Source organism: Wenyingzhuangia marina (assembly GCF_900130035.1).
GTDB classification, from domain to species: domain Bacteria; phylum Bacteroidota; class Bacteroidia; order Flavobacteriales; family Flavobacteriaceae; genus Wenyingzhuangia; species Wenyingzhuangia marina.
In genome coordinates, this window is the sequence record NZ_FQXQ01000001.1 from 907,008 (window position 1) to 920,019 (window position 13,012).

A 13,012-nucleotide genomic window follows, 5' to 3' on the forward strand; every position below is an offset into this window, starting at 1 on the left:
AATTTTAGGAGTTAAGAATTAGAGTAGTTTAGAATACTACGACAGTATGAGTTTAACATTTTACTTACCTCATTTATTAAATTATTCAATTTTTGAAATTGATCGGTGTATTCTAAATCTCGAGCTAGAATTAAAAAATATTTACATTCTTCTAATGATGCTTGAGCGATGTTATAAAAACGTAATTTTTCTTTATTACTTATTCTTTTATATTCTTCGGCTATGTTTGCTGTGATTGAAACTGCTGCTCTTCTAAACTGTGATGTTAGCCCATAGATTTCTTCTTTAGGGAATTGTTTTGTGATTGTGTAAACCTCTAACACAAATTGATGTCCTTTTTTCCAAACCAATAAATCTTCAAAATTTTTGCTTTTCTCCATAATTACTCTGGCTTTTTACTACTGAACTCCTCTAATTCTTGAATTCCATATTTATGCACTCCCAACAATCCTTCACTACTATTTAAAAATTGTTCTGTGTAATGTTTTGAAGATCTAGCAGCATCTTCTAATTCTTGACCCAAAGCAATATTACAAGCCAATGAAGAGGATAAAACGCAACCACTTCCGTGTTTTTCAAATACCTTTTCAGTATTTGGTTGTATGTTTACCATAACGATTCCACTGTGATATAATTCATCCCATCCTTTTTTATCTGTTCTGTGACCTCCTTTTAAGTAGATATTTGTTTTACTAGAAATATGCTCTAAGGTTTCTTCAATATCTAAGTGTGGATAGAGAAGCTGAATTTCATCATAATTTGGAGTGATAATGTAACATTGTTTCCAAATTTCATCTAATAAATCTTGACTTTCTTGTGAGTGAAAATCAAAACCGGCACTTGCTTTTATGATTGGATCTAATACAATTTTAACCTCTGAATTCAGCGCGTGTAATTTATTTAAAATAAGCAACAGTGTTGTCCAGTTTTCTACAATACCAATTTTAACAATATTGACTTCAAATCTTTCGAACAACGTTTCTATTTGTTCTAGGATGATACTTGTTGGAACCCAATGACAGTTTTTAAAATCCATATCATTTTGAACGGTAACCGCAGTACAAACAGATAAACCATAAAAATGATGAGCTTCAAAAGTTTTGATGTCTGAAGTAAGCCCGGCACCAGAACTTGGGTCAAACCCTGCAACGCTTAATATGTGTTTTTTCTTATCCATTTACGAATCAAAATAATCATTCATTAATTTAAAATCTTCAACTGGGTTTTCACTATTCCAAATGCCTCCTAAAACACCAACTCCTTTAAAACCTAATTGGGTAAAATTTTCTAAATTATCAGGAGTTACTCCTCCCATTCCAATAATGGTTTTGTCAATATGGTTTACATCAAATCCTCTTCCTTCATATCCTTGTTTAGAGATAGAAGAAAATACTGGACTCAATAAATGATAATCAAACTCAAAAGAACAGTTTTCTAGTTCTTCGGGTTCATGGAAAGAACTACTGATGGTTTTTCCAAACATGTTGTTCAACTTCACAAAATAATCTGATGGAGTATCCAAACAATCTCTTCTTTTTTGTTCCTGAAAATGAATGCCTTTTAAATTATATTCATTGGTAAGTTCATGAAAATAATGAACCACAATTCTGTTGTGATATTGTTCCTCAATCTGATTTAAATACTCGCAATGCTCTTGATAATTCTTATTTGGCTTTCTAAAATGATAATATGATAATCCGTTTTGAAATAGGTGATGTAGTATTTCAATTTCGTTAGGAAAGTCATTTTCAGGAGCTATTAAAATTATCATATTGGTTGTGTTTTTTGATCCTTTAAAATTACTCGAATTAATTTTAATGAGTTAGGGATTGAGGTTTTGTTTGAGCTCTTTTAAGAAAGGTGAAATTTTGAGAAGATATGTTCTCGATTCCGCTTGAACACCTTTTTAAAAAGCGAGTACCGAAAGCCCGACCAAAAACGGTAATTGAGGTTCTCTAAATTACCGTTTTTGGGAACTTCCTAACTATATTTATAGATAAATTTCAGAACCTTTTTCTTTAAATTCTTCAGATTTTTCTTCCATTCCTTTTTTCAGGACTTCGTTATTGTCATCAATATCATTTTCAGCAGCAAAGTCACGAACTTCTTGAGAAATTTTCATAGAACAGAATTTTGGTCCGCACATAGAACAGAAATGAGCCACTTTTGCCCCATCGGCAGGTAAAGTTTCATCGTGATATTCTAATGCACGTTCAGGATCTAAACCAAGATTGAATTGATCTTCCCAACGGAATTCAAAACGAGCCATACTTAAAGCATTATCTCTGTGTTGTGCACCTGGGTGTCCTTTGGCTAAATCTGCAGCATGAGCCGCTAATTTATAGGTAACTACTCCTACACGAACGTCTTCTTTGTTTGGTAATCCTAAATGTTCTTTTGGTGTTACATAACACAACATAGCACAACCGTACCAACCGATCATGGCAGCACCAATACCAGAAGTAATGTGATCGTAACCTGGAGCGATATCTGTTGTTAAAGGTCCTAAAGTATAAAAAGGAGCTTCATCACAAACTTCAATTTGCTTTTCCATATTTTCTTTAATCATGTGCATTGGCACGTGACCTGGTCCTTCTATAAAACATTGTACTTCGTGCTTACGAGCAATTTGAGTTAATTCACCCAAAGTTTCTAATTCAGCAAATTGCGCTTCATCATTGGCATCGGCCACAGAACCTGGACGTAATCCATCTCCTAAAGAAAAAGCAACATCATATTGTTTTAAGATTTCACAAATATCTTCAAAATGGGTATATAAGAAACTTTCTTTATGATGAGCCAAACACCATTTTGCCATGATAGATCCTCCACGAGAGACAATTCCTGTAACACGTTTAGCAGTCATAGGAACGTAACGTAATAACACCCCAGCATGGATAGTGAAATAATCAACTCCTTGTTCTGCTTGTTCAATTAAAGTATCACGGAAAATTTCCCAAGTTAAATCTTCAGCGACTCCATTTACTTTTTCTAAAGCCTGATAAATAGGAACTGTACCGATTGGTACTGGAGAGTTACGAACAATCCACTCACGAGTTTCATGAATGTTTTGCCCTGTAGATAAATCCATGATATTATCTGCTCCCCAACGACAAGCCCAAACTGCTTTTTCTACTTCTTCTTCAATAGAAGATGTAGTGGCAGAGTTTCCAATATTTGCGTTTATTTTTACCAAGAAATTTCTTCCTAAAATCATAGGTTCTGCTTCTGGGTGGTTGATGTTAGAAGGGATAACAGCGCGACCTCTAGCAACTTCTTCTCTCACAAATTCAGGAGTAATTTTTGCTGGAATGGCAGCTCCAAAATGTTCTCCTTTGTGTTGTTTTCTAATTTCGGTCATTTCATCAATTCGTTGGTTTTCACGAATGGCGATGTATTCCATTTCTGGAGTAATAATTCCTTTTTTTGCGTAGTGTAACTGTGTTACGTTTTCTCCTTTTTTGGCACGTAAAGGTTTTCTTAAATGAGAAAAACGCATGTGATCTAAACTTTTGTCGTTTAAACGTTCGTTACAATATTCCGACGAAAACTCTTCTAATTGCTCTACATTTCCTCTGTCTAAAATCCATTGTTCTCTAATTCTTTCAATTCCGTTATGTACGTTGATTTCTTTATTAGGATCTGTATAAGGTCCAGAAGTGTCATAAACCGTTACAGGTTCATTAGGTGTTAATTTACCAGTTAAAGAATCTTTGGTATCGCTTAAAGAAATTTCACGCATAGCCACTTTAATTTGTGGATGGATTTTTCCTGATACGTAAATCTTTTTAGAATTTGGAAAAGGTTGTCTTGTGATTTGTCCTTGTTTTGGAGCGGTGTCTTTGTTTTTCATTTTTATTGTGGTATTTGGTAGTAGGTAGAAAGTATAAAGACTTATCGTAGCTACGTATAATTCGTAATTGATTGCTAATAGAGTTTATCCTCCTTGTGTAGCTTGTATAATTAAAACATCATCTCCTTGGTTAAGAAAATGTTGGTTCCAATTAGATTTTGAAATAATTTGTTGATTGATTGCTACAGCAATTCCATGTTCTGGTTGAGATAATTGTTGTAACAATTGTTCTACAGAACTATTTTCTGAAATTTCTTTAGAAAGGTTGTTTACTTTTACGGTTATCATTATAAAAAATATTTTGGCGATAACCTTTGCAGAAAGACTCTGCTTGAACTTGATTAAGATAGTATGCGAAGAATTACACTGCTAAAATCATAATAAAAGAGGTCTGCGACCTCACTTTTCCCTACGTAAGTCTTAACTTATTCAGGTTCAAAGGGTAACTCTCAGCCTTTTTTGTTAAAAAAGACACCCCTAAAGTTTATCTATTGCGAATGTATAAAAATATTTTTACAACACAATTCATACAGCTGTAAATAAACTGATGGAGAGAAAATGTGTGATTTCTAAAATATTTGAATATTTTAGAAATCTAAAAAATAAAAAAAGATGAAAAAGAAAGTTTTAAAATTTAGTGTATCATTTTTATGGATGTTGTCTGTTGTTTTTACATGTAATACACTAGTAGCTCAAAATAATACAACACCTTTAATTGATTCGATTTTGGTTAAGAAACATTTATATACTTTGGCTTCTGATGAAATGAAAGGAAGAAAAGTTGGTACTGAAGGTATAGAAAAAGCGGCTCAATACATAGAGAATGAGTTTTCGAAATTAGAATTAAATACTTTTGAAGGTGCTGCAGATTATCGTCAACGATTTAAGAAAAAAGGGATTAAATTGTTTAATATCATTGGCGTTTTAGAGGGAACTACAAAGAAGGAGGAATATGTTGTTATTTCTGCACATTATGATCATTTAGGTATTTTAAAAGCTGTAAACGGGGATGCAATAGCCAATGGGGCAGATGATGATGCTTCTGGAGTAACAGCTGTTTTGTCATTAGCAAAATATTGGAAAGAACGAAGTGATAATGAAAGAACAATTATTTTTATAGCTTTTACAGCAGAGGAAAAAGGATTATGGGGCTCTAATTATTTTGGAAAAAAAGTTAATCCTAAAAAGTATGTAGCGGGAATTAATATTGAAATGATTGGTAAAGAATCAAAATTTGGTCCAAAATCTGCTTTTTTAACAGGGTTTGATAAATCAACCTTTGGGAAAATTATTCAGCAAAATTTAAAAAATACAGACTTTAAATTGTATCCAGATCCTTATACTAAATTTAGATTGTTTTATAGATCTGATAATGCATCTTTAGCAAGACTAGGAATACCTGCGCATACTTTTTCTACAGATCCTATCGATACTGATAAATATTATCACACTGTTGATGATGAGGTAGAAACTTTAAATATTGGAACTATTACAAATACTATTAGAGCGATCTCAATTGGTACAGAATCTATTATAAAAGGAATAGATACACCAAGTAGAGTGGTAGACTAAGAAATATTAGTAATTAAAAAAAGCGATTCATTGTCAATGAATCGCTTTTTTTATGATTTATTCGCTAACTGTCCACAAGCGGCATCAATATCTTTACCTCTAGATCTACGGACATTAACTACAATTCCGTTTTTCTCTAAAGTATAAACATAATCATCAATAGCTTTATTACTTGCTTGTTGATATTCTCCATCATCAATAGGGTTGTATTCTATGAGGTTGACTTTACATGGAATGTATGAGCAGAATTGTACTAAAGCATTGATGTCTTCTTGTTTGTCGTTGATGTCTCGCCAAACCACATATTCGTAGGTAACTCTACTTTGTGTTTTTTCATACCAATATTCTAATGATTCTCGTAAATCAGTTAAAGGGAAATTTTTAGAAAACGGCATGATTTTATTTCGAGTGTCCTCAATAGCTGAATGTAAAGAAACCGCTAAGTTGAACTTTACTTCATCGTCAGCTAGTTTTTTAATCATTTTTGGTAATCCAGAAGTAGAAACCGTAATTCGTTTAGGGGACATTCCCAAACCTTCTTCACTCGTAATCATTTCAATGGATTTCATCACATTGTTATAGTTCATCAATGGCTCACCCATTCCCATGTACACAATGTTAGAAAGTTTGTGATTGTAGTAATGTAAACTTTCTTGATTGATAGCTGCTACTTGATCGTAAATTTCATCTGCGTTTAAGTTTCTCATTCTTTTTAAACGAGCCGTAGCACAAAATTCGCAATCTAAACTACAACCTACTTGACTGGAGACACAAGCTGTGGTTCTAGATTCGGTTGGAATTAGTACAGATTCTACAATCAATCCATCGTGAAGTTTTACAGCATTTTTTACAGTACCATCTTTACTGCGTTGCATGTTATCTACCTTAATATGGTTGATCACAAAATTTTCTTCTAACTGATCTCTGGTTTGTTTAGAGATGTTTGTCATGTCAGCAAAAGAATGAGCAGATTTACTCCATAACCACTCATAAACCTGATTTCCTCTAAAGGCTTTATCTCCTTGAGAGACAAAAAAGTCTCTTAATTGGTCTTTGGTAAGTGCTCGGATATCTTTTTTAGACATGGTGTATGATGTAAAACTATTTTGCAAAGGTACATAACTCTTGTAAAAGAAAAATCCTGAAGTATAAAACTTCAGGATTTTTAATTATTTGTTTGGAAATGGATTAGATAATCAACATTGCATCTCCATAAGTGCTAAACTTGTATCCTTCTTTAATCGCTTCTTTGTATGCTTTCATTAAGAAATCGTAACCAGCAAAAGCGGCAACTTGCATCATTAAAGTAGATTTTGATGGATGAAAGTTCGTGATCATTGCATTTGCAATACTAAAGTCATATGGAGGGAAAATAAATTTATTGGTCCATCCATCATAAGGATTTAATCGTCCGTTTGAAGAAACTGTAGACTCAATTGCACGCATTACAGTAGTACCAACAGCACAAACTCTACGTTTATTATCAATAGCATTGTTTACTTCTTCACAAGTTGCTTCTGAAACCATCATTTGTTCAGAATCCATTTTGTGTTTAGATAAATCTTCTACTTCTACAGGATTAAAAGTTCCCAATCCAATGTGTAAAGTGATTTCAGAAAAATCTACTCCTTTAATTTCTAAACGTTTCATTAAATGTTTAGAAAAATGCAATCCAGCGGTTGGAGCTGCTACTGCACCTTCTTCCTTAGCATAAATAGTTTGGAAACGCTCTGCATCTTCTTCTTCAACATCTCTTTCTAAATGTTTAGGAATTGGTGTTTCTCCTAAATCTTCTAATTTTTGTCTGAATTCTTCGTAAGATCCATCATATAAAAAACGTAAAGTACGCCCTCTAGAAGTGGTGTTGTCAATTACTTCTGCTACTAATGAGTCGTCCTCACCAAAGAATAATTTATTACCAATTCTAATTTTACGAGCAGGATCTACTAAAACATCCCACAAACGGTTTTCAGCATTTAATTCACGTAACAAGAAAACTTCAATTCTAGCACCAGTTTTTTCTTTGTTTCCGTACATACGAGCAGGAAAAACTTTGGTGTTGTTTAAAATCATCAAATCACCATCATCAAAGTAGTCAATAACATCTTTAAATTGTTTGTGCTCTATGGTTTGTTCTTTTCTGTTCAAAACCATTAAACGAGATTCATCTCTGTACTCCGCTGGGTGTTTAGCGATAAGTTCATCAGGTAAATCAAAATGAAATGCAGATAACTTCATGTATATGTTGTTTTTAGATAAGGGTGCAAATATACAATCCTGAGATAGGCGTTGTCAAGCATATTGAGGTTTATTTTTGTTTTTAAAGTAATGAGTACAACGTATTAAGTACTGAGGGCGAGTGTTTATATAGGAGGATAGCTATTTTTAATTTTATTTTTTTAAATATAAAAGCTCATAAATTCATTGAATTTATGAGCTTTTAGAAAAATGTAGACTGAATACTCAGTACTTTATACTTTTAGTTACTGAAATCTTCCAAAATCATCCCAGAAACTAGGATAAGATTTAGAAACGACTCCCGCATCATCAATATTAATGTTGGTTTTTAATAACAAGGTAGCAAAAGCCATGGCCATACGGTGATCGTTATAAGTAGCAATGTGTACATCGTTATTAATCGTTCCATTAAAAGCTTTTACGGTTAAAGTTTCATTTGTATATTCAATAGTAGCTCCAAGTTTTGATAACTCGTTGTACAGCGCAATAATTCTATCGGTTTCTTTAATTTTTAAAGTATGTAAACCCGTCATGTGACATTCTACTCCTAATCCAAAAGCAGTAACTGCAATGGTTTGAGCAATGTCTGGAGCTTGTACCAAATCAAACTCAACTCGTTTTGGAAGTGTAAAGTTTGGTGTTTTTTCTATGGTAATGGTGTGTCCGTTAAAAGTAGTGTTTACACCAAATTCCTTATAAATTTCTTGCAATACAGAATCTCCCTGTAAACTATTTTCTTTATATGATGAAATGTCTAGTTTTCCGTTTTCTGATAACGCAACCAATCCATAAGAATAAGAAGCAGAACTCCAATCAGACTCAACTGTAAACTCAGTATTTTTAATGTTTTGGGTTGGCTGAACTGTAATAAATTGTCCTTCAAAATTTGTAGAAACTCCTAAATCATTCAATAAACTTAAAGTCATTTGAATGTATGGAATAGAAGTAATTTTTCCTTCAAACTCAATAGTTAATCCATCAGGTAAAGTGGGAGCGATTAACAATAAAGAAGAAATATATTGACTGCTTACACTACCATCAATTTTAACTTTGTTAGCAGTTAAATTAGTCCCTGTAATTTTTAAAGGAGGAAATCCGTCATTTTTAACATATTCAATATTTGCACCTAAAGAACGCAAAGCATCCACTAAAATTTTAATAGGACGTTCTTGCATTCTTGCAGATCCTGTTAAAATAATTTCTGAATTTGGTTTTACAGCAAAATAGCTAGTTAAAAAACGCATGGTGGTTCCTGCGTGTCCAATATTGATTTCTTTTTCTGTTGATTTTAATGCGTTTTGCATTAAGTTAGTGTCATCAGAATTAGATAAGTTACTAATATTGATGCTTGGGTACAACGCTTGTAAAATTAACAAACGGTTACTTTCACTTTTAGAACCAGTAATTTGAAATTCATCGTTTACCGTTCCATTGTATTTTTTAAGGAATTTTGTTCCTATATCTGCATGTGCCATTATAAAATATTTTTAGCCTTGCTTTTAGTTAAAAAAGCCATTACAAATCCATAACCAATAATAATTGCAACTCTTGTTGCTACAAAAGGAACCCAAGTACCATCTTCAAAACTTTCAGAAATAGCATTTAAGTTTCCGTTTTTAAATAATTCTGCTGCTGTAAAAACAATGGCTAAAATAAATCCGAAAGAAATCATGAACCTAATAGCTAATTTCCACAAAGGGGTAGTTGCTATTTTTTTTACTTTTTGATTGGCCATTATTGTAGTTTTTTATTGTTGTGATGACGATCGTGATCACGTTTTGTTTTTAAATCTAATTTAGCATCAAAAGCTGCTTGCAAATCTACTCCTGTTTGATTTGCCAAACACAAAAGCACAAATAAAACATCAGATAATTCTTCTCCTAAATCTTTGTTTTTATCGCTTTCTTTTTCTGATTGCTCTCCATATCTACGAGCAATAATTCTAGCAACTTCTCCAACTTCTTCGGTTAATTGAGCCATGTTGGTTAGTTCGTTAAAATAACGAACTCCATGTTCTTTTATCCAGTTGTCAACATCTAATTGTGCGTTTTTAATATCCATTTTTGATGGTTTAATTTAAGATGACCCTTTTGGGTTAAAACGGCTCAAAGATAAGAGTTTGTTCATCAAGTAAAAAAGATAAAAGTTGGAAAGTGTTAAAGCTTCTTTTTTGTTAAAATATCTAAAAATTCTTGTCTAGGAATTTCATAGGCTCCTAAACTTTCTAAATGCTCATTGTGTACTTGGCAATCTAACAAATCATAGTTGTTTTCAACTAAATAATTATTCAACCAGGCAAAAGCAATTTTAGAGGCGTTACTTACTTTGCTAAACATGCTTTCTCCACAAAAAACATGTTGTTGATCTATACCATACAAACCACCAACCAATTCATCATTGTGCCAAACTTCTATGGATTTTGCAACTCCTAATTCGTGAAGTTTAATATAAGCTTGCTGCATGTCATCGGTAATCCATGTACCCAAACCATCGTCCCTATTAATGGTTTTACAGTTATAAATCACTTCTTTAAAATGTTGATTAAAAGTAACCGTAAAGGTATTTTTTTTGAGGAGTTGTTTTAAGCTTTTTGAGGGTTTGTAATGTCTTGGATCTAAAACCATTCTCCATGCCGGACTGTACCAAATAATAGGTTCACCATCGGAATACCAAGGAAAAATTCCTTTTTGATAAGCTGCCAATAAACGTTCTGTAGATAAATCTCCGCCAATGGCAAGAACATCATCTTCGTTGGCCAGAGTTGGATTTGGAAACTCTATTGAATTTGGATCTAATAAATACATGAAATTGGTTTAATGCAAAAACGCTTTCAAGTTTATTGAAAGCGTTTTAAATATTGTTGGGATGATTTTCTTAGAAAGGTAAATCATCTGGTTCTTCGTTTTGAGCAATTGAAGTTGTTTCAAAAGTTGCTGGCGCTTCTCCTCCTTGTGCAGCAGGTGCAGTTGCTTCAATTCTCCAACCTGTAATAGAGTTAAAGTATTTAGCTTCTCCTTGTGGGTTAATCCACTCACGACCTCTTAAATTAATAGAAATTGTTACATCTTGTCCTACTTTGTAAGCATCTAAAATATCTACTTTATCTTGTACAAACTCAATCATTAACATTTGTGGATACTGCTCATCAGTAGTAATAACTACTTCTCTTTTTCTAAATCCGCTCGCTCCAAATGTTTGCGTGTCGTTAATCAATTTAATTTTTCCTGATACTTGCATGTTCTTCATTTATTTATTGAAAATCAAAAATAAATAGATTGTTAAGAAACTAGAATAGAAACCGTTTAAACTTATTAACAAATCTAAATAATTGTTGATAACACTTTGTAGGTGATGGCTTTAGGACTAATGGTTTCCATGACGTTTTCGTAGCCTGGAATTATTTTATTTCCGTAGACGGAAGTAGGGAGTAGTGGGAATTTTTTTCGGTCTGCTGTTAAACAATTGATTTCTTGATGAAAAGGAGCAAAACCAGCATAAGGATGAGTTGCTCCCCATATGGTGATGGTGGGAACGCCATACATGGCAGAAAAATGCCCATTACCACTATCCATACTTATCATTGCAGATAGGTTGCTAATAATGGCAAGCTCTTGTTTTAATTTAATTTTTCCAGCTACAGAAAATGTATTGCTGTGTTTTTTGGTAAGCTGATCTAAGGCTATAATTTCTTGTTGACCACCTCCAAATAATAAAATTTTATGTTGTTTACTCAAATATTCTATCACTTGTTCCATCAATTCTAATGGGTATTTTTTTCCCTCGTGAGCCGCAAAAGGAGCAATTCCAATTATTTTTTCATCAGGTTGATAATTGAATAAAGTTTTTAAATCATCTGTTAAAACTTCTTTTGTTTTTAACGATGGTTTTTCTAAATCAACAGAAATACCCAAAAGAGCAAACACGTCTGCATAACGTTGATGGGTAGTTGTTAAAGGTTTAAAAACTTTGTTTTTTAAAGAGGTTAGGGCTTTTTTTTCTGCTCTTCCTTTGTTAATAAATGCTACCTTGGTTCCGTCTAGCTTAAGTAGAGTTCTTAAAATTTTAGAACGTAATACATTGTGTAAATCTGCAACGGCATCAAATTTTAAGAGTTTTAATTCTTTGTAAAGTTTGTAAATTCCTTTAAATCCCCTGTGTTTTCCTTTTACATCGGCTGTAAAAAAAGTTACTTGTTCAAGATCATCAAAAAGAGGTTTTAAAAATCCTTTAGAAACTAAGGTGATTTTAATATTTGGATGTTGAGCAATTAGGGTTTTAATCACAGGCACCGTCATGGCAACATCTCCCATCGCAGACATTCTAATGACTAAAATATGTTTTTGATCCATAGCGTATAAATGGTAACTTTTTAGTTGAAGATAGTAAATTAAATTTTTTATAAAATCAATAAGGTCATCCCTACGTTAATTTTGTCAGAGGTTAAATTGTTAATTTCTTTAATACTATTCACAGTGGTGTTATGGTTTTTAGCAATTAGAGATAAAGAATCTCCTCTTTTTACAATGTAAGATAATGGAATATCATCTATAATTTTAGTGGCTATTTTTAAAACCATTCCTATTTTAAGGTTGTCGGAAGTTAATTGGTTTGTTGTTTTAATTTCTGTAACTGTTTTGTTGTAATGTTGGGCAATATTGTATAGGTTGTCTCCCTTTTTTACAATGTAGGTGATTTCTGATTTAATAGCATGAGACTCATTGTTTAAAATACTATCACTCAGAACAACAGGAGTCGAAATAATATTTTTGTCAAAAAATTTAAGATCAGATATTTCATCAATAATTCTAGAACCACTTACATAAGCTTTGTTCCAATATTTTTCATTAATAGAAGAAATAATCACTCCTTCTGATGAGGAATGAATAAATTGAAGATCATTTATAGTTTTATCAACCACAATTCCTACATGACTTACTCGGTTTAATCCCATGGTTCTAAAAAAAACAAGGTCTCCTTTTGCTAAATTTTCAAAGGTAATTTGTTTACCCACTTTGGATTGTTGAAAAGAACTTCTAGGGAGGATTATATTATTTTCTTTAAAAGTAGTGAGTACAAAACCAGAACAATCCATACCATAAATGTCTGTTCCTCCTGGTCTATATTTGATGCCTTTATATTTTAAGGCTGTTTGAATAATTTTATCCGCAATTTTTTCATTTTTATAAATGGCTCCTATTTCAGAAGTTACGTTCTTTGTTTCTTCATGATTCTCTTTTTTACCTTGAATGTAATAAAGAGAATCACAAGAAATTAAGAGTAAAAATGTAGGTCCTAAAAAAAAGGATAAATTATTTTTTTTCATGACTGCTAAAATAGATATTCTACGGA

At 32.4% G+C, this 13,012-nt stretch carries 15 protein-coding genes and 1 riboswitch; of the genes, 1 reads left to right on the top strand and 14 read right to left on the bottom strand.

From position 1 onward, the window contains the following. Positions 1-11 precede the first annotated feature (11 nt). From BUB70_RS03830 to thiS, 5 genes are all read right to left on the bottom strand, one after another. Positions 12-380, bottom strand: a complete 369-nt coding sequence (locus tag BUB70_RS03830; protein WP_073118425.1) for a four helix bundle protein — start codon at positions 378-380, stop codon at positions 12-14. 2 nt (positions 381-382) lie between these two features. Then, the gene (locus BUB70_RS03835; protein ID WP_073118427.1) at positions 383-1,177 is read right to left on the bottom strand and encodes a hydroxymethylpyrimidine/phosphomethylpyrimidine kinase; all 795 of its coding nucleotides are present in this window, start codon (positions 1,175-1,177) and stop codon (positions 383-385) included. Beyond that, entirely contained in the window at positions 1,178-1,771 is a 594-nt protein-coding gene (locus BUB70_RS03840) for a thiamine phosphate synthase (protein WP_073118429.1), read from the bottom strand. A gap of 219 nt (positions 1,772-1,990) precedes the next feature. Further along, positions 1,991-3,853, bottom strand: coding sequence for a phosphomethylpyrimidine synthase ThiC (thiC, locus tag BUB70_RS03845; protein ID WP_073118431.1), 1,863 nt, complete (start codon positions 3,851-3,853; stop codon positions 1,991-1,993). An 84-nt stretch (positions 3,854-3,937) separates the two neighbouring features. After that, positions 3,938-4,141, bottom strand: coding sequence for a sulfur carrier protein ThiS (thiS, locus tag BUB70_RS03850; RefSeq protein ID WP_073118433.1), 204 nt, complete (start codon positions 4,139-4,141; stop codon positions 3,938-3,940). Between the two features lie 101 nt (positions 4,142-4,242). Continuing rightward, positions 4,243-4,342, bottom strand: a riboswitch (TPP riboswitch). 123 nt (positions 4,343-4,465) lie between these two features. Here thiS and BUB70_RS03855 point away from each other — a divergent pair. Next, positions 4,466-5,425 (top strand): M20/M25/M40 family metallo-hydrolase, encoded by a 960-nt coding sequence (locus BUB70_RS03855; RefSeq protein WP_073118435.1) that lies wholly within the window; start codon positions 4,466-4,468, stop codon positions 5,423-5,425. A gap of 50 nt (positions 5,426-5,475) precedes the next feature. Here BUB70_RS03855 and rlmN read toward each other — a convergent pair whose 3' ends face one another. The 9 genes from rlmN to BUB70_RS03900 form a co-directional block, all read right to left on the bottom strand. Then, positions 5,476-6,510 (bottom strand): dual-specificity RNA methyltransferase RlmN, encoded by a 1,035-nt coding sequence (rlmN, locus tag BUB70_RS03860; RefSeq protein ID WP_073118437.1) that lies wholly within the window; start codon positions 6,508-6,510, stop codon positions 5,476-5,478. A gap of 103 nt (positions 6,511-6,613) precedes the next feature. Next, positions 6,614-7,663, bottom strand: a complete 1,050-nt coding sequence (queA, locus tag BUB70_RS03865) for a tRNA preQ1(34) S-adenosylmethionine ribosyltransferase-isomerase QueA (protein WP_073118440.1) — start codon at positions 7,661-7,663, stop codon at positions 6,614-6,616. Between the two features lie 245 nt (positions 7,664-7,908). Beyond that, positions 7,909-9,138: a 3-phosphoshikimate 1-carboxyvinyltransferase gene (gene aroA / locus BUB70_RS03870; RefSeq protein ID WP_073118442.1), complete on the bottom strand. Its 1,230-nt coding sequence runs from the start codon at positions 9,136-9,138 to the stop codon at positions 7,909-7,911. Further along, the gene (locus BUB70_RS03875) at positions 9,138-9,398 is read right to left on the bottom strand and encodes a hypothetical protein (RefSeq protein WP_073118444.1); all 261 of its coding nucleotides are present in this window, start codon (positions 9,396-9,398) and stop codon (positions 9,138-9,140) included. Before BUB70_RS03875 ends, aroA begins: the two co-directional genes overlap by 1 nt. Then, a complete protein-coding gene (locus BUB70_RS03880; protein WP_073118446.1) occupies positions 9,398-9,724 on the bottom strand; it encodes a nucleotide pyrophosphohydrolase in 327 nt (108 codons plus the stop codon). Before BUB70_RS03880 ends, BUB70_RS03875 begins: the two co-directional genes overlap by 1 nt. Before the next feature lie 95 nt (positions 9,725-9,819). Further along, positions 9,820-10,467, bottom strand: a complete 648-nt coding sequence (aat, locus tag BUB70_RS03885; protein WP_073118448.1) for a leucyl/phenylalanyl-tRNA--protein transferase — start codon at positions 10,465-10,467, stop codon at positions 9,820-9,822. Positions 10,468-10,537: 70 nt separating this feature from the next. Then, positions 10,538-10,900 (bottom strand): DUF3127 domain-containing protein, encoded by a 363-nt coding sequence (locus BUB70_RS03890; protein WP_073118450.1) that lies wholly within the window; start codon positions 10,898-10,900, stop codon positions 10,538-10,540. A gap of 83 nt (positions 10,901-10,983) precedes the next feature. Next, on the bottom strand, positions 10,984-12,012 hold the full coding sequence (locus BUB70_RS03895) for a glycosyltransferase family 9 protein (RefSeq protein WP_073118453.1): 1,029 nt from the start codon (positions 12,010-12,012) through the stop codon (positions 10,984-10,986). A 47-nt stretch (positions 12,013-12,059) separates the two neighbouring features. Then, positions 12,060-12,986 (bottom strand): C40 family peptidase, encoded by a 927-nt coding sequence (locus BUB70_RS03900; protein ID WP_073118456.1) that lies wholly within the window; start codon positions 12,984-12,986, stop codon positions 12,060-12,062. Between the last annotated feature and the right edge of the window lie 26 nt (positions 12,987-13,012).